At 70.8% G+C, this 20567-nt stretch carries 15 protein-coding genes and 1 riboswitch; of the genes, 11 read left to right on the top strand and 4 right to left on the bottom strand.

Annotation, left to right across the window (positions count from 1 at the left end):
* The first annotated feature begins 140 nt into the window (after positions 1-140).
* Positions 141-692 carry a hypothetical protein gene (locus RB614_RS32170; protein WP_308716441.1) on the top strand — a complete coding sequence of 184 codons (552 nt, stop codon included), beginning with the start codon at positions 141-143 and terminating at the stop codon, positions 690-692.
* A 52-nt stretch (positions 693-744) separates the two neighbouring features.
* Here RB614_RS32170 and RB614_RS32165 read toward each other — a convergent pair whose 3' ends face one another.
* The gene (locus RB614_RS32165; RefSeq protein WP_308716440.1) at positions 745-2013 is read right to left on the bottom strand and encodes a serine hydroxymethyltransferase; all 1269 of its coding nucleotides are present in this window, start codon (positions 2011-2013) and stop codon (positions 745-747) included.
* A 25-nt stretch (positions 2014-2038) separates the two neighbouring features.
* Positions 2039-2124: riboswitch (ZMP/ZTP riboswitch) on the bottom strand.
* A gap of 180 nt (positions 2125-2304) precedes the next feature.
* Positions 2305-3384 (bottom strand): LacI family DNA-binding transcriptional regulator, encoded by a 1080-nt coding sequence (locus tag RB614_RS32160; RefSeq protein ID WP_308716439.1) that lies wholly within the window; start codon positions 3382-3384, stop codon positions 2305-2307.
* Positions 3385-3477: 93 nt separating this feature from the next.
* Here RB614_RS32160 and RB614_RS32155 point away from each other — a divergent pair, with 93 nt between their 5' ends.
* The 4 genes from RB614_RS32155 to RB614_RS32140 are packed head-to-tail and all read left to right on the top strand — an operon-like array spanning position 3478 to position 9178.
* On the top strand, positions 3478-4740 hold the full coding sequence (locus RB614_RS32155; RefSeq protein WP_308716438.1) for an extracellular solute-binding protein: 1263 nt from the start codon (positions 3478-3480) through the stop codon (positions 4738-4740).
* 5 nt (positions 4741-4745) lie between these two features.
* Positions 4746-5720 (top strand): carbohydrate ABC transporter permease, encoded by a 975-nt coding sequence (locus tag RB614_RS32150; RefSeq protein WP_308716437.1) that lies wholly within the window; start codon positions 4746-4748, stop codon positions 5718-5720.
* Complete coding sequence (locus RB614_RS32145) at positions 5720-6610, top strand: carbohydrate ABC transporter permease (protein WP_308716436.1); 891 nt, start codon at positions 5720-5722, stop codon at positions 6608-6610. Before RB614_RS32150 ends, RB614_RS32145 begins: the two co-directional genes overlap by 1 nt.
* A gap of 6 nt (positions 6611-6616) precedes the next feature.
* A complete protein-coding gene (locus RB614_RS32140; RefSeq protein WP_308716435.1) occupies positions 6617-9178 on the top strand; it encodes a glycoside hydrolase family 2 protein in 2562 nt (853 codons plus the stop codon).
* Between the two features lie 67 nt (positions 9179-9245).
* Here the strand turns inward: RB614_RS32140 and ilvD are convergent, their stop codons facing one another.
* A complete protein-coding gene (ilvD, locus tag RB614_RS32135; RefSeq protein WP_308716433.1) occupies positions 9246-11090 on the bottom strand; it encodes a dihydroxy-acid dehydratase in 1845 nt (614 codons plus the stop codon).
* A 135-nt stretch (positions 11091-11225) separates the two neighbouring features.
* On the opposite strand from ilvD, the gene RB614_RS32130 reads away from it, so the two are divergent.
* The 4 genes from RB614_RS32130 to ilvC all read left to right on the top strand — a co-directional run bounded on the left by RB614_RS32130 (position 11226) and on the right by ilvC (position 17149).
* Entirely contained in the window at positions 11226-13544 is a 2319-nt protein-coding gene (locus tag RB614_RS32130) for a putative bifunctional diguanylate cyclase/phosphodiesterase (protein ID WP_308716432.1), read from the top strand.
* Positions 13545-13702: 158 nt separating this feature from the next.
* The gene (locus RB614_RS32125) at positions 13703-15547 is read left to right on the top strand and encodes an acetolactate synthase large subunit (RefSeq protein ID WP_308716431.1); all 1845 of its coding nucleotides are present in this window, start codon (positions 13703-13705) and stop codon (positions 15545-15547) included.
* Between the two features lie 13 nt (positions 15548-15560).
* On the top strand, positions 15561-16076 hold the full coding sequence (gene ilvN / locus RB614_RS32120) for an acetolactate synthase small subunit (RefSeq protein ID WP_173041747.1): 516 nt from the start codon (positions 15561-15563) through the stop codon (positions 16074-16076).
* A 59-nt stretch (positions 16077-16135) separates the two neighbouring features.
* Positions 16136-17149: a ketol-acid reductoisomerase gene (ilvC, locus tag RB614_RS32115; protein ID WP_308716430.1), complete on the top strand. Its 1014-nt coding sequence runs from the start codon at positions 16136-16138 to the stop codon at positions 17147-17149.
* A 138-nt stretch (positions 17150-17287) separates the two neighbouring features.
* On the opposite strand, the gene RB614_RS32110 is transcribed toward ilvC, so the two are convergent.
* Positions 17288-17446 (bottom strand): hypothetical protein, encoded by a 159-nt coding sequence (locus RB614_RS32110; protein WP_308716461.1) that lies wholly within the window; start codon positions 17444-17446, stop codon positions 17288-17290.
* Here RB614_RS32110 and mpgS point away from each other — a divergent pair.
* Together mpgS and serA are read left to right on the top strand one after the other, a co-directional pair.
* On the top strand, positions 17375-18556 hold the full coding sequence (gene mpgS, locus RB614_RS32105; protein WP_308716459.1) for a mannosyl-3-phosphoglycerate synthase: 1182 nt from the start codon (positions 17375-17377) through the stop codon (positions 18554-18556). The genes RB614_RS32110 and mpgS overlap by 72 nt on opposite strands.
* 361 nt (positions 18557-18917) lie before the next feature.
* A complete protein-coding gene (serA, locus tag RB614_RS32100; protein ID WP_308716458.1) occupies positions 18918-20516 on the top strand; it encodes a phosphoglycerate dehydrogenase in 1599 nt (532 codons plus the stop codon).
* The last annotated feature ends 51 nt before the right edge of the window (positions 20517-20567 follow it).

Raw genomic sequence — 20567 nt, 5'->3', positions numbered from 1 at the left:
GGCGTGTGCGGGCCCGCCCCGGACGCCGACCGTGGAGGGTGAGGCGGCGGGAGCGGTCCGGACCCCGATGCCACTCACCCTGGTTTTGATCAAGTTCGGGCCGGAGATCCGGCGTGCGGTGGACCGCTACAGTCGCGCGCGTGTCCGAGCCCTTCACCACTGACGCTGCCATCCTGGACCGGATCCGCAGCACGCCGTCGATCGCCAAGCTGCTGACCGACTTCGACTTCGACATCGAGCGGGTCGCCAACGGGCCGGTCGAGGAGGTCCACCTCGCCAGCGGCGAGCCCCTCGAGATGGTCGCCGGTGACGCCTCCGGCGGCGCCTTCATGCTCGTGGGCGGTGGCGACGAGCGCCCCGTCGTGTACGTCGGCTCCGAGGGCGAAGGCGGCCTCATCGCGACCAGCCTGCGCGACGCGCTGGCGCTGATCGGGAGCGTCTCCAGCATCCACGACGCGACCGCCCGCCCGCTGGGCGACGACGGGGGTGCGGCCCTGCGTTCCTGGCTCGCCGAGGCGGACGAAGAGGTCCGGGAGGACTGGCCCGACCTCGACGCCAACCGGGTGCGGCTGCGCGAGGCACTGGACCTGCCGGCGGCCGACGGGCTGCTCGAAGCGCTCCACCGCCTGGCCGCCGACGAGGCCTACCGCCCGATCAGCGAGGCCGGTGACCGGTACCAGTCGATGCTGTGACGGGAAAGCGCCGCGGCCCGCAGGGTGGCCGCGGCGCCTTCCGCGCGAGAGGTCAGGCCGCCTTGTAGCCCGGCATCGGGTACGCCGCGAGCAGGTCGCGGACCTCGCCCGCGATCCGGTCCAGCGTCCCGTCGTCCTCCTTCACCGCCGCCGTCACGGCCTCGTCCATCCACGCGGCCACCTGCGGCATCTGCGCCTCGGTGAGACCCCGCGTGGTCAGCGCCGGCGTGCCCAGCCGGATGCCGGACGGGTCGAAGGGCTTGCGGGTGTCGTACGGCACGGTGTTGTAGTTGAGTTCGATGCCCGCCCGGTCCAGGGCCTTGGCCGCGGGCTTGCCGCCGATGCCCTTGCCGGTCAGGTCGGCGAGGATCAGGTGGTTGTCGGTGCCGCCGGAGATGAGGTCGAAGCCCCGCTCGATCAGGGCGGTGGCCAGCGCCTTCGCGTTCGCCACCACCTGCGCGGCGTAGTCCCGGAAAGCCGGCGTGGCAGCCTCGCGCAGCGCCACCGCGATGCCGGCCGTGGTGTGGTTGTGCGGGCCGCCCTGCAGGCCCGGGAAGACCGCGCGGTCGACCGCCTTGGCGTGCTCCTCGGTCGACAGGATCATGGCGCCGCGGGGGCCGCGCAGGGTCTTGTGGGTCGTGGTGGTGATGACGTCCGCGTGGCCGACCGGCGTCGGGTGGGCGCCACCGGCGACGAGGCCGGCGATGTGGGCGATGTCGGCGGCGAGGACTGCGCCGACCTCGCGGGCGATCTCGGCGAACGCGGCGAAGTCGATCGTCCGCGGGATCGCGGTGCCACCGGCGAAGATGACCTTCGGCCGCTCGCGCCGGGCGAGGTCGCGGACCTCGTCGAAGTCGATCAGGCCGGTCTCGCGCGACACTCCGTACGAGACGGAGTTGAACCACTTGCCGGTCGCGGAGACCGACCAGCCGTGGGTCAGGTGGCCGCCCATCGGCAGCGACATGCCCATGACCGTGTCACCCGGGTCGAGAAACGCCAGGTAGACGGCGAGGTTGGCGGGAGACCCGGAGTACGGCTGGACGTTCGCGTGGTCGACGCCGAAAAGTGACCTGGCCCGCTCGATCGCGAGCGTCTCGATCTGGTCGACGAACTGCTGGCCCTCGTAGTACCGCTTGCCCGCGTACCCCTCGGAGTACTTGTTGGTCAGCACCGTGCCGCTCGCCTCGAGCACCGCCTCGGAGACGTAGTTTTCCGAGGCGATCATCCGAAGCTTGTCGTGCTGGCGCTGGGCCTCACCCTCGACGAGGCGGGCCAGCTCCGGGTCGGCGGCGGTCAGGTGTGGAATCGGTGGTACGTGCACAGCGACCTCCTGGCATGTCAACGATGACCGGCACCCAGGCGCGCGGTGCCGCGATCGTGGTCGCTCCCCGGTGGTCGGTTCCACCTCAATGCGCCAGTCGCGAGTACCCGACGAGCTTAGCGAACGCCCATCCCGCCGCGGCGCGGACACCAGAAGACGTCAGGGGCGGGCTGGCCTTCCCGCGGGCACCGCTGCGGCCGGCGGCGAGCTGGCGCTCGCCGACTTCCCCGGCCTCCGCTGCCGGCTCCGCGGGGCAAGCCCACCGCGGCGCACGCACAGACAGGGCTTTATCTAGGCGGGACTTGGCGCGGCGGTGCTGCCTCGTGGGGTGAGATGGGCGGTCTCGTCCTGGTAGGCGCCGATCTCGCGCCCCTCGATCGCGGCGAGCAGCTGGCGGGCGGCGTGCGCGCCGTACGCGGGGATGTCGCGGCCCAGCGCGGTCAGCGGCGGGTGGGTCAGCTGGCAGAGCGCGGAGTCGTCCCAGGCCACGATCGACAGGTCGCCGGGGACCGCCAGCCCCATCTCCTGGGCCACCGCCAGGCCGGCGATCGCCATCACGTCGTTGTCGTAGATGATCGCCGTCGGGCGGCCGGCCGCGCCAAGCAGGCGGCGGGTGGCCCGGGCGCCTTCCTCGCCGGTGTAGTCGGACGGGACGGTCAGCGACTGCTCCAGCCCGAGCCGCTCGCCCGCCTCGACGAACGCCTTGCCGCGGATCTCCGTGTGCAGCAGCCCGGGCAGGCCGCCGACCCGCGCGATCCGGCGGTGGCCGAGCGCGACCAGGTACTCCATCGTCTCCACCAGTGCCGCCGCGTCGTCCGCCCACACGCTGGCCAGCGTGCCGGTGTGGCCCGGCCCGCCGATGACCACCGCGGGGAGCTGGAGCTCCTCCAGCACGGGCACGCGCCGGTCGTCGACCCGCAGGTCGCAGACGAAGACACCGTCCACCCGCCGCTCGCCCCACCAGCGCCGGTACACGGCGATCTCGGCGTCCGGGTCGGCGACGACCTGGAGGGTCAGCGCGTACGAGCGGGCCGAGAGCTCGCCCTCCACGCCGCTGATCAGCTCCATGAAGAACGGCTCGATGCCGAGGATGCGGGCCGGGCGGCAGAGGGCGAGCCCGACCGCGTTGGCGGTGGCCCCGGAGAGCGCGCGGGCGGCGCTGTTGGGGTTGAACCCGATCTCCTGCGCGATCGCGATGATGCGCTGCCGGGTCGCCTCGGAGACGCCGGGCTGCCCGTTGAGGGCATACGACACGGCGCCTTTCGAGACTCCGGCACGCCGCGCGATGTCTGCGATGGTGGGTCGCTTCACGCCACGCTCCTTAGCCACAAGCCGTCCTACGCTACCGCGCGACCAGGCCCACCATGTCATTGACGTCTCCCGATGGCCGGTCGTACCGTGTGCCTACTAAACCGGTTCAGTCGAAATCTATCGATGATGTGGCGCGAGTCATAGGAGGCACCCATGCGTACGCGATTGGCGGTGGCCGCGGCCGCGATAACCGCTCTCGTGGCCGGCTGCACCACCTCCGGCGGCGGCGACGAGCCGGCCCAGGAGGCCGAGGGCCCCGCGAGCCTCACGTTCTGGAACACCGGATCCGACGAGCACGCGGCGGCGCTCCAGGCCGTCGCGGACACCTACAAGCAGTCCCACCCGGACGTCACGATCAAGGTCCAGGCACTCTCCTGGGACGACGGCCACGCCAAGGTGCTCACCGCCGCCACCGCCAGGACCGGGCCGGACATCGTCTCCGGCGGCATGTCGTGGGGCATCGAGTTCGGTGAGCTGGGCGGCATGATCGACCTCAACGCGCAGGAGATCGGCGACATCAAGGCGCAGACCCGGCCCGAGGTGCTCAAGGCGATCACGTCGCCGGGCGGCGAGGTGTACGGCGTCTCCTTCGACAACGCCTTCTACCTCCTCTTCTACCGTCCCGACCTGCTCCAGAAGGCAGGGCTGAGCGGCCCGCCGAAGACCTGGGAGGAGCTCACCGCCGCGGTCACCAAGCTCAAGGCCGCCGGCGTGAAGACCCCGCTGGTGGAAAACTGGAACACCTTCGAGTGGCTGCCCTGGTTCAACTGGCTCAAGCAGGCCGGCGGCGCCCTCTACGCCGACGACTGCTCCAAGGCCACCATCGACAGCGACCAGGCCGTGCTCGCCACCGCCACCTGGGCCGACCAGTTCCGCAGGTACGGCGTGCCGAAGGCGGCCACCGACTCCGCCGCCGGCCTGGCCAACGGCGAGGTCGCGATGGCGATCGACGGTTCCTGGGTGGCCAACGCGATCGACAGCACCCACCCGCAGCTCAAGGGGAAGTGGCAGGTGGCCGCGCTGCCGACCGGACCGGCCGGCGCCGGCACGTTCGTGGGCGGCCGGATCATCGGCGTGATGTCGTACACGAAGTACCCGAAGGCGGCCACCGAGTTCATCAAGTGGCTCTACACCGACGAGGCCATCCAGCTGCTGCAGAAGGAGGTCTACAACAAGTCGGGCGAGCTGTGGCTCTCGCCGCGGGCGGACCAGATCGACACCCTCAACACCACGGACAACGTCAAGCAGACGCTGAAGACCACGATGGAGACGGTCAGCGGCCCGCCCAACTGCAAGGGCTGGGAGGTGAGCCAGGCCGAGGTCACCAAGAAGCTCCAGTCGGTCGTCAACGACAACGTCGACCCGAAGAAGGCCCTCTCCGAGGCCGCGACCATCATGAACACCAACCTCAAATAGACCCCATGGCGACGACCACGACCTCACCCTCCGCGGTGGTCCAGGTTTCCCATCGGGTACGCCCGGGGAAGCGCTCGCCCGAGCTGCGGCGCATGCGGCTGCGGCGGGCGCTTCCCGGTTACCTGATGCTGCTCCCGTTCGCCGCGCTGTTCGTCGGGTTTCTCGTGTGGCCGCTGGCCAACTCCCTGTACTTCGCGTTCACCAACTACAACGGGGTCAAGCCACCGTCCTTTGTGGGCATAGACAACTTTCGGCGACTGTGGTTCGAGGACGAGCGCTTCGGAAAGGCGCTCGTCAACTCGTTCGTCTACGTCGCCGCCGCCGTCACGCTCACCACCGGGCTCGCGCTGGCCCTCGCGGTCGCCTTCCGCGGCACGAGCTGGCGTGACCGGATCATGCGTACCCTCTTCTTCCTGCCCGCGGTCACCTCCACCATCGCGGTCGCGCTGATCTGGCGGTGGATCTTCACGGTCGAGGACTTCGGGCTCGCCAACACGGTCATCGGGTGGGTCGGCGTGGAGCCGGTGCAGTGGCTCGCCACGCCCAGCCTCACCATCCCGATCCTCGTGGTGATGGCGGTCTGGGGCGGCTGCGGGTACGGCATGGTGATTTTCGTGGCCGGGCTCAACGCGATCCCGGAGGAGCACTACGAGTCGGCGCGGCTGGACGGCGCGAGCGCGTGGCAGCAGTTCTGGTACATCACGCTGCCGCAGCTCAAGCCGGTCACCACGTACGTCGTCATCACCAGCCTCATCTCCGCGTTCCAGGTCTTCGAGGCGGTCTACATCGTCTTCCGGGGCGTCAGCAGCGTGGGCGGCGTGCAGGACAGCGGCCTCATGCTGGTGCCGTACCTCTACGACATGGGCTTCACGAAGTTTCAGCTCGGCTACGCCTCGGCGATCGCCTGGTCGCTGTTCGTCGTGATCTTCGTGGTGAGCATGATCCAGCTCAGGGTCACCCGCGCGCTGAGGGAGCTGTGATGCGACGGAGCCTCTGGCCCACGCTCGGCCGGATCCCCCTGTACCTCTTCGGCCTCACCATGCTGGTGCCCTTCTACTGGATGCTCACCGCGGCGTTCAAGCCGGTGCCGGAGCTGACCAGGAACCCGCCCAGCTTCGTGCCGAACGACCCGTCGCTGGACGCCTTCTACGACCCGAGCTACACCTCGGAGCAGCGTGGCCAGCAGGTGGTCGCCGGGCTCTTCCAGCGCTTCGGCGACGTGCCGGGCGGCTTCGGGCGGTTCATGTTCAACAGCCTCTTCGTCGCCACCGCCATCACCGTGCTGTCGCTGCTGCTCGCCTCGCTCGCCGCGTACGCCCTCACGAAGATCGACCTGCCCGGAAAGCGGGTCATCTTCGTGGTCATCGTGGCCTCGATGATGGTGCCGTGGCAGGTCAGCCTCATCCCCAACTACCTCATCGTGCGCAACCTCGGCTGGCTCAACAGCTACGAGGGGTACATCGTCCCGGCGCTCGCCAAGGCGTTCGTCGTCTTCTTCCTCGTGCAGTACATGCGCTCGATCCCGGACGACCTCGTGCACGCCGCCCGGGTCGACGGTGCGGGCGAGTGGCGGATCTGGTGGCGGGTGGTGATGCCGCTGATGCGGCCCGCGCTCGCCGCGATGGCCATTTTCGTGGTGCTGGCCGAGTGGAACAACTTCCTCTGGCCGCTCATCATCGTGCAGAGCGACAGCATGGCCAACCTGCCCGTCGCCCTCTCCCGGCTGAACGCGTCGAACGCGTACAACCCGCAACACTTCGCGGTCATCATGGCCGCGTCCTTGCTCACCTCCCTGCCCACCGTCATCGTTTTCCTCATCTTCCAGAAGCACTTCACCAGGGGCATCGCGCTGTCCGGGATCAAGGGGTAACCAAACATGAGCGTCCTTCGACCGCTGCACGACGGTTGGACGGTGGCATCGGCCGACTCGTCGGTCGGCCCGGTGCCGGCGGCCGTTCCCGGCTGCGTCCACACCGACCTGCTGGCTGCCGGCCGCATCCCCGATCCGCACCTCGACGACAACGAGACCGCCCTGCGCTGGATCGGGCACACCGACTGGGTGTACGAGACGGCGTTCCACTGGAACGGCACCGAGGAGTCCCGTGTGGACCTCGCCTGCGCCGGCCTCGACACCGTTGCCACGGTGACCCTCAACGGCACCGCGCTCGGCACCACCGCCAACATGCACCGCTCCTACCGGTTCGACGCCCGCCCGCACCTGCGCCCGGGGGAAAACCGGCTGCGGGTCCACTTCGGATCCGCGTACCGCTACGCCGAGGAGGTCCAGGCGCGGCTCGGCGAGCGCCCCAACGCGTACCCCGAACCGTTCAACTTCATCCGCAAGATGGCCTGCAACTTCGGCTGGGACTGGGGACCCAACGTGGTCACCGCCGGCATCTGGCAGCCGATCGGGCTGCACAGCTGGGGTACCGCCCGGCTCGCCGGCGTCCGTCCACTGGTGACGGTCGAGGACGGGGTCGGGCGGGTCGCCGTACACGTGGAGGTCGAGCGGGACAGCGACGAACCGCTCGCGCTGAGCGCGGCGGTGGCGGGTGTCCGGGCGGAAACCACCATCGCGCCGGGGGAGCGCACGGCCGTCGTGACGGTCGAGGTCCGCGATCCCGAGCTCTGGTGGCCCAGGGGGTACGGGGAGCAGGCGCGCCACCCGCTCGACGTCACCCTGCGCTCGGCGGCCGGGGACGCGGTCGACACGTGGCAGCGGCGGATCGGCTTCCGCTCGGTGCGGCTCGACACCGCGCCGGACGCGCATGGCACCCCGTTCACCCTGGTGGTCAACGGCGTGCCGGTCTTCGCCCGGGGCGTCAACTGGATCCCCGACGACACGTTCGTCACCCGCGTCACCCGCGAGCGGTACGCGGAACGGCTCGCCCAGGCCTGCGACGCCAACGTCAACCTGCTCCGGGTCTGGGGCGGTGGCCGGTACGAGTCCGAGGACTTCTACGACCTCGCCGACGAGCTGGGGCTCCTCGCCGTACAGGACTTCCTCTTCGCCTGCGCCGCCTACCCGGAGGAGGAGCCGATCGCGGCCGAGGTGGCGGCCGAGGCGCGCGAGCAGGTCACCCGCCTCGCCAGCCATCCCAGCCTGGTCGCCTGGTTCGGCAACAACGAAAACATCTGGGGCTTTCACGACTGGGGCTGGCCGGAGCGGCTGGCCGGTCGCAGCTGGGGCGAGGGCTACTACCTGCGGGTGCTGCCGGCGATCGTCGCCGAGCTCGACCCGACGCGCCCGTACTGGCCGAGCAGCCCGTACTCCGGCCGCCCCGATCTGCACCCCAACGAGCCGGCGCACGGCAGCATGCACATCTGGGACGTGTGGAACCAGAAGGACTACACCCACTACCGCGACTACCGCCCCCGGTTCGTCGCCGAGTTCGGCTACCAGGCCCCGCCCGCGTACGCCACGCTGCGGCGCTCGATCAGCGACGAACCGCTGAGCCACGACTCACCCGGCATGCTCCACCACCAGAAGGCGATCGACGGCGACGCCAAGCTCCAACGTGGACTCGACGCGCACCTGCCCCCGCCCCGCGACTTCGCCGACTGGCACTACCTCACCCAGGTCAACCAGGCCCGTGCGGTCGCGCTCGGCATCGAGCACTTCCGGTCGCTCCGTCCACTGTGCATGGGTACGGTCGTGTGGCAGCTCAACGACTGCTGGCCGGTCACCTCGTGGGCGGCGATCGACGGCGACGGCCGGCGCAAGCCCCTCTGGTACGCGCTGCGCCGCGCGTACGCCGACCGGCTGCTCACGATCCAGCCGCGCGACGGCGACCTGGTGCTCGTGGCGGTCAACGACAGCGCCGACCCGTGGCGGGGCCCGGCCAGCGTCACCCGCCTGGCCATCTCCGGCGAACCCCGCGCCAAGACCGCCGTCGACCTGGACGTGCCGCCGCGCTCCGCCGTCACGCTCCCGCTGCCCGGCGAGCTGACCGGCGGCGAAGACCCGCGCCGCGAGCTGCCCCCGGCCGAGCTGCCCCCGGCCGAGCTGCCCCCGGCCGAGCTGCCCCCGGCCGAGCTGCCCCCGGCCGAGCTGCCCCCGGCCGAGCTGCCCCCGGCCGAGCTGCCCCCGGCCGAGCTGCCCCCGGCCGAGCTGCTCCTGGCCGAGAGCGACGGGCGGCGGGCGTGGTGGTTCTTCGCCGAGGACAAGGACGTCGCCTACCCCGCCCCCGAGTACGAGGCCACCGCCGAGCCGGTCCCGGACGGCTGGCGGGTCACGGTGCACGCCGGCACGATCCTGCGCGACCTGTCCCTCTTTCCGGACCGCCTCGACCCGGCCGCCTCGGTAGACGAGTCGCTGGTCACCCTGCTGCCGGGGGAGTCCGCGACCTTCCTCGTCACGTCGGCCACCACTCTGGACGGGCCGGCGCTGACGCGCCACCCCGTCCTCCGCTGCGTCAACGACGTCCCCGCGCGTTGATCAGGGAGCTGGTGGAGCGACGCGCCGCGCGACACGCCCACCAGGTCCCTGATCAACGGGGAGTCGGTCAGGGGACCAGGCGGTAGGCGCCGTCGCTGGCCGAGGTGGCCATCGAGGCGTACGCGCGGAGCGCGGCCGAGACCGGGCGGTCGCGGTCGACCGGCGTGTACGGCTTGACGCGCTTCTCCTGCGCGATCCTGCGGGCGTCGAGCACGTCGGCCGGGACGTTGAGCTCCAGCGACCGGGCCGGGATGTCGATGACGATCTCGTCGCCCTCCTCGACCAGGGCGATCAGGCCGCCACCGGCCGCCTCGGGGGAGACGTGGCCGATGGAGAGGCCCGAGGTGCCGCCGGAGAAGCGGCCGTCGGTGATCAGCGCGCAGGCGCGACCCAGCCCGCGGCCCTTGAGGAACGAGGTCGGGTAGAGCATCTCCTGCATGCCCGGCCCGCCCTTCGGCCCCTCGTACCGGATCACGACCACGTCGCCGGCCTGGACCCGCTTGTTGAGGATGCCGTCGACGGCCGCCTCCTGCGACTCGAAGACGCGCGCCGGGCCGGCGAACCGCCACACCTCCTCGGGTACGCCGGCGGTCTTGACCACGCAGCCGTCCGGCGCCAGGTTGCCGTGCAGGATCGCGAGCCCGCCGTCGGCCGTGTACGCGTGGGCCCGGTCGCGGATGCAACCCTGCGCCGCGTCCAGGTCGAGCCGGTCCCAGCGGTTCTTCGTCGAAAACGGCTCGGTGGTGCGCACCCCGCCCGGCGCGGCGTGGAAGAGCTCGATCGCCTCCGGCGTCGCCGTGCCGCCGCGCACGTCCCAGTCGGCGAGCCAGTCGTCCAACGAGGGGGCGTGCACCGAACGGACGTCGCGGCGGAGCAGGCCGGCCCGGTCGAGCTCGCCTAGGATGGCCGGGATGCCGCCGGCGCGGTGCACGTCCTCCATGTGGTACTTGGGGGAGTTCGGCGCGACCTTGGACAGGCAGGGCACCCGGCGGGAGATCGCGTCGATGTCCGCGACGCTGAAGTCGAGCTCCGCCTCGCGGGCCGCGGCCAGCAGGTGCAGCACAGTGTTGGTCGAGCCGCCCATCGCCACGTCCAGCGCGACCGCGTTTTCGAACGCGCTCCGCGAGGCGATCGACCGGGGCAGGACCGAGGCGTCGTCACCCTCGTACCACTGCTTGGCGATGTCGACGATCAGCCGGCCGGCCCGCTCGAAGAGTGCCCGGCGCGCGGCGTGGGTGGCCAGGGTCGAGCCGTTGCCCGGGAGGGCGAGGCCGATCGCCTCGGTGAGGCAGTTCATCGAGTTGGCGGTGAACATGCCGGAGCAGGAGCCGCAGGTCGGGCAGGCGGAGCGCTCGATGCCGCCGAGCTGGTCGTCGGTGACCGCGTCGTTGGACGAGGCGATCATCGCGTCGATCAGGTCGATCTTGTCGTGCACGATCCCCTCGATGGCGATCGTCTTGCCGGCCTCCATCGGGCCGCCGGAGACGAAGACCGTGGGGATGTTGAGCCGCAGCGCGGCGATCAGCATGCCCGGCGTGATCTTGTCGCAGTTGGAGATGCAGACGAGCGCGTCGGCGCAGTGCGCGTTGACCATGTACTCGACGGCGTCGGCGATCAGCTCGCGGCTGGGCAGCGAGTAGAGCATGCCGCCGTGCCCCATCGCGATGCCGTCGTCGACCGCGATCGTGTTGAACTCGCGCCCGACGCCGCCCGCCTCGGCCACCGCGTCGGCGACCAGGCCGCCGAGGTCTTTGAGGTGCACATGCCCGGGTACGAACTGGGTGAAGCTGTTGGCGATGGCGACGATCGGCTTGCCGAAGTCGTCGTCCGTCATGCCGGTGGCGCGCCACAGGGCGCGGGCGCCGGCCATGGTGCGACCGTGCGTGGAGGTCTTCGACCGCAGCTCAGGCATGAAACCAGTCTGTCACGTTTCAATATTCGGGATCGGAGAAGGGAGTACCCGTCCGATTAGGCGCTTCGTGCCAATAAGGTGCGAGTCGCACATGCAGTCCCCCACGGTGCGCCGATATCCGGCAGCATTGTTCGCGTGCCCCTCCCCTCGGTGGTGGCGGCCGTCGCGACGGCAGGCGTGGTGTTCGCGCTGGTCTGTGTCGTGTTGCTGGCCGCGTCGGCGCGAGCGCGCGCTGGTGTGACCCGCCGTGCCCACCGGCTGCTCGCGGCGGGCGTGGCCATCGGTGCCCTCACGACCGCCGGCGGCATCGTGGCCGGCGTCGCCGTGCGAGACCATGTCGTGCACGGCCAGCCCGACCGGACCGCGCTGGGTGGCCTGCTGGCGCTCGGCGTCGCGCTGAGTGGCGGGCTGCTGCTGGCCGGCCTGCTCCTGCTCCCCGGCTCGGCGCGCTCCCGGTCCCGCACGCTGCGCTACCTGCTCGACGCCCTGGTGATCGCGGCCGCGGTGTGGTTCGTGGGCTGGGTGGCGGTCTCCAAGCCGGCGCGGGTGCTGGGCGAGCACACGCCGCTCTGGTGCGTTCCCCTGCTCGTCCCGGCCGCGATCGCCGCGCTGGCGCTGGGCGTCGGCGCGATCACGGCGATGCGCGCCCCCGCGCCGCGCGGCCCGATCGTCTGGGTGGGCGCGGGCGTGACGCTCGCCGCCGTCGCCGGCATGGGCCTGGCCGGCGGGGTGTGCCAGGGCATGGCCGCGCTGGTCGACGCGAGCGCGGTGGCGCTGCCGGCCGCGCTCGGCGTCGTCGCGTTCGCCGCCCGCCGCACCGATCGGCCGGCCGCCCCGCCAGGGCCGGACGGCGACGAGGGCTTCGAAGACGAGGAGCTGAGCCGCCGCGGCAGTGCGTACGCGTTCCTGCCGATGGCCGCGATGGCCGCCTCCGCGTTGATCCACCTGGTCCGCGGCGGCACCTTCGACATGGTCGGCATCGTGGTCGGCAGCCTGGAGGGGTTCGCCCTGGTGGGGCGGCAGTTCCTGGCCCTGCGCGACGTGAAGGGGTACGCGGAGCGCCTGCGCGACCGGGAGGCGTACTTCCGCGAGCTGGCGCACACCGACCCGCTCACCGGCCTGGCCAACCGGCGCGGCCTGCTCACCGCGCTGGAGGAGGAGCGGGCGGCCGGCGCCGAGGCGGTGCTGCTCGCGCTCGACCTCGACGGCTTCAAGAACGTCAACGACATGCGCGGTCACGACGTGGGCGACGCGGTGCTGGTCGAGGTCGGGCAGCGCCTCCGGATGAACCTGCGCCCCGGTGACGTGGCGGCCCGGCTCGGCGGCGACGAGTTCGCGGTGCTGATGTGGGCCCGGCCGGCCGAGGCCAAGCGGGCCGCGGCCCGGCTGCTCGGCGCGCTCGGCGGGCCGTACGAGCAGGAGACCGGCACGGTCTTCCTCTCGGTCAGCATCGGGCTGGCCGGCTGCGCGACCGTCCCCGACGTGACCACGCTGCTGCGCAACGCCGACATCGCGCTGCGCTGGGCCAAGTCGCACGGGAAGAACAGGGTCGAGCTCTACGACATCGAGTACGACGTGAAGCTGCGCCGCCGCACCGAGCTGGAGCACGAGCTGCGCGGCGCGATCGACCGCGACGAGCTGCACCTGCAGTACCAGCCCGTCGTGATCCTGCCCGACGTGCGGCCGGTCGGCGCCGAGGCGCTGCTGCGGTGGCAGCATCCCACGCTGGGCAAGGTGGGGCCGGACGAGTTCATCCCGCTCGCCGAGGAGTGCGGGATGATCAACCGGCTCGGCGCGTGGGTGCTGCACCAGGCCTGCCACCAGCTGTCCCGCTGGCTGGCCGAGGGGCACGACGTGTGGGTGTCGGTCAACGTCTCTCCCCGCGAGCTGCACGCCACCGGATACGTCGACCAGGTCAAGGACGCGCTGCGGGCGCACCGGGTGCCGCCGCAGCGGCTGGTGCTGGAGGTGACCGAGCACGCCGTCTCCACCGACGTCGAGGAGCTGATCCGGCGGCTGCGCGACCTGCGCGAGACCGGGGTGCGGATCGCGCTCGACGACTTCGGCGCCGGCTACTCCTCGCTCGGCCAGCTCCGCCGGCTCCCGGTCGACATCCTCAAGATCGACCACTCGCTGGTGGTCAAGGAGATGGTCAAGGTCGTCGTCGCCATCGGTCACCAGTTCGGGCTGGAGGTCATCGCCGAGGGCATCGGCGAGCAGCCACAGATGGCGATGGTGGTCGACGCGGGGTGCAAGCTCGGCCAGGGCTACCTGTCCGGCTGGCCGGTGCCGGCCGAGCACTTCGAGGCCCGGCTGGAGTCCGTCTCGTCACCCGCTCGGGTCGTGCCGGTGCCCGGGCAGAAGAGTGACAGAGACCAAAATGCAGGGCCAACGTCACGCCGCGCCCAAAATATGAGAGCAGTTGACTCAGCGCGTGAGATGCGTCAGGCTTAGCCGCATGCCGACTTGGTCGTCTCGAGTACTTACCTGAGCGCACTCTCCGACTCGGAGAGTGCGCTGGCCCCGTGCGTTCGCACGCGGGCCTTTTTTGTGCCTTGCAAAAAGCCGATGTGACCCCGAGACCACCACCACGAGCCAGAGGGCTGAACGCCATGACGAGACCAACACCTGAGACCCTCGCCCACCGCGCACCGTCGCCGGCGATGCTCGCCGCCGCGGCCAACGCCGCCACCTCCGCGGCACCGCCCGCCCCCGCCAAGGTCTCCGGCGCGGTAAGCCTCGTCAAGTCGCTCGAGGCCCTCGGGGTCGAGGTGATGTTCGGCATACCGGGCGGCACGATCCTGCCGGCGTACGACCCGATCTACGACTCCTCCGTCCGGCACATCCTGGTCCGCCACGAGCAGGGCGCGGGGCACGCCGCCACCGGGTACGCGCAGGCCACCGGCAAGGTCGGCGTCTGCATCGCCACTTCCGGGCCGGGCGCGACAAACCTTGTCACCGCCATCGCCGACGCGTACATGGACTCGGTGCCGATCGTCGCGATCACCGGCCAGGTGTCCCGGCCGGCGATCGGCACGGACGCCTTCCAGGAGGCGGACATCCAGGGCATCACGCTGCCGATCACCAAGCACAACTACCTGGTGACCACGGCGGACGAGATCCCGCGGGTGCTGGCCGAGGCGTTCCACCTCGCCTCCACCGGACGCCCCGGGCCGGTCCTCGTCGACATCCCCAAGGACGTGCAGCAGGCACAGACCACGTTCAGCTGGCCGCCCACGCTGGAGCTGCCCGGGTACCGGCCGACGCTGCACCCGCACGGCAAGCAGATCCGCGAGGCCGCCCGGCTGATGAGCTCGGCCCGCCGCCCCGTGCTGTACGTCGGCGGTGGCGTGCTCAAGGCCGAGGCCACCGACAGCCTGCGCAAGCTGGCCGAGCTGACCGGCATCCCGGTCGTGACCACGCTGATGGCGCGCGGGGCGTTCCCCGACTCGCACCCGCAGCACCTGGGCATGCCCGGCATGCACGGCACGGTCGCCGCGGTGTACGCGCTGCAGAAGGCCGACCTGCTGGTCGCGCTCGGGGCCCGCTTCGACGACCGGGTGACCGGCAAGCTCGACTCGTTCGCGCCGGACGCGGCGATCGTGCACGCCGACATCGACCCGGCCGAGATCGGCAAGAACCGCACCGCCGACGTGCCGATCGTGGGCGACGCGCGGCACGTCATCGACGAGCTGATCCAGGCCGTCTCGGCCGAGCGGGCGGCCGGCCGCACCGGCGACCGCACCGACTGGTGGGCCCAGCTCGACGACCTGCGCAAGCGGTACCCGCTGGGCTGGGACGACCCGACCGACGGCACGCTGTCCCCGCAGTACGTCATCAAGCGGCTGGGCGAGATCGCCGGGCCGGACGCGGTCTACGTCGCCGGCGTCGGCCAGCACCAGATGTGGGCCTCCCAGTTCATCTCGTACGAGAAGCCGCACACCTGGCTCAACTCCGGCGGCGCCGGCACGATGGGGTACGCGGTCCCGGCCGCGATGGGCGCCAAGGTCGGCAAGCCGGACACCACGGTGTGGGCGATCGACGGCGACGGCTGCTTCCAGATGACCAACCAGGAGCTGGCCACCTGCGCGCTGGAGAGCATCCCGATCAAGGTCGCCATCATCAACAACGGCAACCTCGGCATGGTGCGGCAGTGGCAGACGCTCTTCTACGGCGAGCGCTACTCCAACACCGACCTGGGCACCCACAAGCACCGCATCCCCGACTTCGTCAAGCTGGCCGAGGCGCTCGGCTGCATCGGCCTGCGCTGCGAGAGCGCGGCCGACGTCGACAAGACCATCCAGGCGGCCATGGAGATCAACGACGCGCCCGTCGTGATCGACTTCGTGGTCGGCAAGGACGCGATGGTCTGGCCGATGGTCGCCGCCGGCACCAGCAACGACGAGATCATGTTCGCTCGCGACATGCGCCCGAGCTTCGACGATGACGACCTGTGAGGTTGAGCGATAGATGACCAAGCACACGCTCTCCGTTCTGGTGGAGAACAAGCCCGGGATACTGGCCCGCGTGGCCGGCCTGTTCGCCCGCCGGGGGTTCAACATCGACTCGCTCGCGGTCGGGGAGACCGAGCACCCCGAGGTCTCCCGGATGACCATCGTGGTCAACGCCGAGGAGTCCCCGCTCGAGCAGGTCACCAAGCAGCTCAACAAGCTGGTGCACGTCCTGAAGATCGTCGAGCTGGACCCGACCGTGGCGGTCCAGCGGGAGCTGCTCCTGGTAAAGGTCCGGGCCGACCGCCCGGTCCGCTCGCAGGTGCTGGAGACGGTCAACCTCTTCCGCGCGCGCGTCGTCGACGTGGCGCCGGACACGCTCACGATCGAGGCGACCGGCACGGCTGACAAGCTCGACGCGCTGCTGCGCGACCTCGAACCGTACGGAATCAAGGAAATGGTGCAGTCTGGCATGGTGGCCATCGGGCGCGGCTCGCGTTCGATCACCACGGGTCCGGCGCTGCGCGCCGCCTGACATCGTTCGGCGGCCGCGGGCACCGCGGACGCCCGGAAACGAACCAAGAAAGGGAAGAAATGGCCGCTGAGGTCTTCTACGACGACGACGCCGACCTTGGGATCATCCAGGGGAAGAAGGTCGCCGTCATCGGGTACGGCAGCCAGGGTCACGCCCACGCGCTCTCCCTCCGGGACTCCGGCGTCGAGGTGCGGATCGGCCTGCCGGAGGGCTCCAAGAGCCGGCCGAAGGCGCAGGAGCAGGGCCTGACCGTCGGCACGCCCGCCGAGGTCAGCGCCTGGGCCGACGTCATCATGCTGCTCGCGCCGGACACCGCGCAGCGGAAGATCTACGCGGAGTCCATCGCGCCCAACCTCACCGCGGGCAAGGCGCTCTTCTTCGGGCACGGGCTCAACATCCGGTACGGGCTGATCGAGCCCCCGGCCGACGTCGACGTGGCCATGGTCGCGCCGAAGGGCCCGGGTCACCTGGTCCGCCGCCAGTACGTGGACGGCAAGGGCGTACCGTGCCTGGTCGCCGTCGAGCAGGACGCCAGCGGCAACGCGCTCGCGCTCGCCCTGTCGTACGCGAAGGGGATCGGCGGCTCCCGGGCGGGCGTCATCTCCACGACGTTCAAGGAGGAGACGGAGACCGACCTCTTCGGCGAGCAGGCGGTGCTCTGCGGCGGTGCTTCGGCGCTGGTGCAGACCGGCTTCGAGGTGCTCACCGAGGCCGGCTACGCGCCCGAGGTGGCGTACTTCGAGTGCCTCCACGAGCTCAAGCTGATCGTCGACCTCATGTACGAGGGCGGCATCGCCCGGATGCGGTACAGCGTGTCGGACACCGCCGAGTACGGCGACTACACCCGCGGCCCGCGCGTCATCGACGAGCGGGTCAAGGACGAGATGCGCCGGATCCTGGGCGAGATCCAGGACGGCAGCTTCGCCCGCGAGCTCATCGCCGAGGACGACGCCGGCCGCCCCAACTTCAACAAGTATCGGGAGCAGGGCGCCGCACACCCGATCGAGGACACCGGCAAGAAGCTGCGGGCCATGATGAGCTGGGTCGACCGCCCGATCACCGAGACCGCCTAGTCGGCTGTATGCGAGGCGCTCTCCGGTTCGCCGGGGGGCGCCTTGATCACGATCTGGCCGAGACTGCGTTACCAGCACATTGCGCGCGTGGAACTATTACGATCGGCGCCCCCCACCCACCCCCCAATCTGTGTTCGCTTACGCGCACTTAATCGAACCCTCAGGTACCGTCGATTCATGCGTCTGGAGCAACCGCACCGAACCGAGCGCTTCGGCGCCGTCCGGATCCATGAGCTTCAGCGCGTCATCGAGCTGGACTCGGGCGCGCAACGCGGCGCTGACCAGGGTGGATCCCATAGCCAGTTGGTGCCGCCCGACGCCATGCGAGCGGTCGAAGAGCAATTGGTCGTCGTTATTCCGTGCATGAATGAGACACGCAGAGTAATTGAGGGTGTGCTCTCTGGAATTCCGCACGACTGCCTCATCATTCTCGTGAGTAACAGTGCTCGCACGCCTGTCGATCGGTACGAGATTGAGGTGCAGAGCCTGGAGCAGTTCTGCCGCTCGGCGGAACGGCCGGCCATAGCGATACACCAGCGCGACCCCGGCCTCGCCGCTGCGGTCAAAGCGGCCGGCATGCCGGAGCTGATCGACGACGAAGGCCTGGTCCGCACCGGTAAGGGCGAGGCGATGCTGATCGGCATGGCGATGGCCGCCATGACCGGCCGCCGCTACCTGGGCTACGTCGACGCCGACAACTACGTCCCCGGCGCGGTCAACGAGTACTGCAAGGCCTACGCGGCCGGCCTGCACCTGGCCTCGGCCGACAGCCCGTACTCGATGGTCCGCATCTCCTGGCACTCCAAGCCCAAGCTGCGCGACGGCCGGCTCTTCTTCAGCCGGCGCGGCCGCAGCTCCGAGGTCACCAACATGTTCCTCAACCGCCTCGTCGCCGAGTACTCCGGCTTCGGCACCGAGGTGATCGCCACCGGCAACGCCGGCGAGCACGCGCTCAGCCTCGAGCTCGGCATGCGGATGCGGCTGGCCGGTGGGTTCGCGGTGGAGCCGTTCGAGTACGTCGAGCTGTTCGAGCAGTTCGGCGGCGTGCTGCCGGTCGTCGCGACGCAGGTGCTGCCGCACTCCGTACCGGTGTTGCAGATCGAGACGCGTAACCCGCACTTCCACGACAACAAGGGCGAGGACCACGTCAAGGGCATGCGCATGCAGGCTCTCAACGTGCTGTACCACTCGCCGGTCGCGCTGCCGGCCGTGCGCGAGGCGATCCTCGAGTTCATGGTCAGCGAGGGCGCGCTGGCGCCGGGGCAGGAGCCGCCGCGCGAGCGGATCTACCCGCCCGTGGGCTCGCTCTCCTTCGGCACGTTCCTCGACGCGCTCAGCTCGGAGGCGACCTCGTTCCGGCAGGTGGGGCGGGTGCTCGCCGACATCGATCGGCACCCGGTCGGGTAGGCGCCCCCGGGGCGGGCAGGGCCCGGTCCGAGCGAGGGGCGGAGCGACGGGCGGGAGAGGCCGGAGTCAGGCGCCGGTTACGTCGCATTTGTAAAGGGTTGTGAGGGCGCTCACGCCGACGCGGGAGCGACGGAGCGTCCTCGTGCGCCTACGATCGCCGAAGAGGGCACGCACGCTTTCCCCGCGCCGATCGTCGCGTCCTGGCGGCCGGTGTGGCGGAGGGCGGAGACCGCGAGAGCCGTCCGCTCGCGGGGAGGCGCAGAGCGCAGAGCGGCGCGCTGTCACGGCCACACACTCAAGGTCGACGCGCTGCCACCAACCCGCCCACAAAACCCTACGAGGACAGATGACACCCGTCGCATTGACTCCTGTCGTACTGATCGCTGAAGAGCTCGCTCCCGCCGCCATCGACGTGCTCGCGCACGACTTCGACGTCCGTCACGTCGACGGCACCGACCGCCCAGCACTCCTCGCCGCGCTGGCCGAGGCCGACGCCGTGATCGTCCGCTCCGCCACCCAGATCGACGCCGAGGCGGTCGCCGCGGCTCCGCGCCTCAAGGTCGTCGCCCGGGCCGGCGTCGGCCTCGACAACGTCGAGGTGCCCGCCGCCACCGCCCGCGGCGTCATGGTCGTCAACGCGCCCACCTCCAACATCGTCTCCGCCGCCGAGCAGGCCCTCGCGCTGCTGCTCGCGGTCGCGCGCAACACCGCCAGCGCCAGCGCCGCGCTCAAGGCCGGCGAGTGGAAGCGCTCCAAGTACACCGGGGTGGAGGTCCAGGGTAAGACCGTGGGCGTGGTCGGCCTCGGGCGCATCGGCGTGCTCTTCGCCCAGCGGATCGCCGCCTTCGGCACCCGCCTGATCGCGTACGACCCCTACGTGCAGCCGGCCCGCGCGGCCCAGCTCGGCGTCCGCCTGGTCGGGCTGGAGGAGCTGCTGCGGGAGAGCGACTTCATCTCGATCCACCTGCCCAAGACGCCGGAGACTGTGGGCCTCATCGGCGAAAAGGAGCTGGCGATCGTCAAGCCGGGCGTACGGATCGTCAACGCCGCCCGTGGCGGGCTGATCGACGAGCAGGCGCTCGCCGACGCCATCGCCGAGGGGCGCGTGGGCGGTGCCGGCATCGACGTGTACGCGAAGGAGCCGTGCACCGCGTCGCCCCTGTTCGCGTTCGACAACGTGGTGGCCACCCCGCACCTGGGCGCCTCCACCGCCGAGGCGCAAGACAAGGCCGGCCTCGCGGTCGCCAAGAGCGTCAAGCTGGCGCTGCAGGGCGAGTTCGTGCCGGACGCGGTCAACGTGCAGGCCGGCGGCGTGGTCGCCGAAGACGTGCGCCCGCTGCTCCCGCTCGCGGAAAAGCTCGGCAAGGTCTTCACCGCGGTCGCCGGTGGCGTGGCCGCCAGCGTGACCGTCGAGGTGCGGGGCGAGGCCGTGGCCAACGAGGTCTCGGTGCTCAAGCTCGCCACCACCAAGGGCCTCTTCGCCTCGGTGGTCGAGGAGCAGGTCACGTACGTCAACGCGCCGCTCTTCGCGGCCGACCGGGGCGTCGAGGTCGACCTCGCCACGTTCGCCGACTCGGTCGACGAGCCGACGCTGGTGACCGTCCGCGGCGCGCTGCCCGACGGCCGTACGGTCAGCGTCTCCGGCACGGTGGTCGTCAGCGGCACCCGGGAGACCATCAAGCTCACCGAGGTCGACGGCTTCGACATCGAGCTCACCGCCGACGGCATCCTGCTCTTCTTCCGGTACGTGGACCGGCCCGGCGTGGTCGGCGCGATCGGTTCGATCCTGGGCGAGTCGGGCGTCAACATCGCGGCCATGCAGGTGGCCCGGCGCGAGGCCGGCGGCGAGGCGCTGATGACGCTCACCGTCGACTCCTCGGTCGGTGCCGAGCTGCTCACCCAGTCCGCCGACGTGATCGGCGCGACCGCGGCGAGCGCGGCCGACCTGCGCGACGAGTAGCCACCTTTACGTGATCAAAGCTCCCCTCAAGTCGTTCTAGCGACTTGAGGG

It is taken from the genome of Phytohabitans maris, assembly GCF_031085175.1.
GTDB classification, from domain to species: Bacteria; Actinomycetota; Actinomycetes; order Mycobacteriales; family Micromonosporaceae; genus Phytohabitans; species Phytohabitans maris.
Note: the sequence above shows the minus strand (reverse complement) of the source record. Positions and strands in the feature narration are given on the sequence as shown.

Bases quoted from the DNA above. Each gene is read 5' to 3' on its own strand.
- RB614_RS32160 (WP_308716439.1), bottom strand. From the start codon at position 3,384: ATGACATGGTGGGCCTGGTCGCGCGGTAGCGTAGGACGGCTTGTGGCT.
- RB614_RS32155 (WP_308716438.1), top strand. From the start codon at position 3,478: ATGCGTACGCGATTGGCGGTGGCCGCGGCCGCGATAACCGCTCTCGTG.
- RB614_RS32150 (WP_308716437.1), top strand. From the start codon at position 4,746: ATGGCGACGACCACGACCTCACCCTCCGCGGTGGTCCAGGTTTCCCAT.
- RB614_RS32145 (WP_308716436.1), top strand. From the start codon at position 5,720: ATGCGACGGAGCCTCTGGCCCACGCTCGGCCGGATCCCCCTGTACCTC.
- RB614_RS32140 (WP_308716435.1), top strand. From the start codon at position 6,617: ATGAGCGTCCTTCGACCGCTGCACGACGGTTGGACGGTGGCATCGGCC.
- ilvD (WP_308716433.1), bottom strand. From the start codon at position 11,090: ATGCCTGAGCTGCGGTCGAAGACCTCCACGCACGGTCGCACCATGGCC.
- RB614_RS32125 (WP_308716431.1), top strand. From the start codon at position 13,703: ATGACGAGACCAACACCTGAGACCCTCGCCCACCGCGCACCGTCGCCG.
- ilvN (WP_173041747.1), top strand. From the start codon at position 15,561: ATGACCAAGCACACGCTCTCCGTTCTGGTGGAGAACAAGCCCGGGATA.
- ilvC (WP_308716430.1), top strand. From the start codon at position 16,136: ATGGCCGCTGAGGTCTTCTACGACGACGACGCCGACCTTGGGATCATC.
- RB614_RS32110 (WP_308716461.1), bottom strand. From the start codon at position 17,446: ATGGGATCCACCCTGGTCAGCGCCGCGTTGCGCGCCCGAGTCCAGCTC.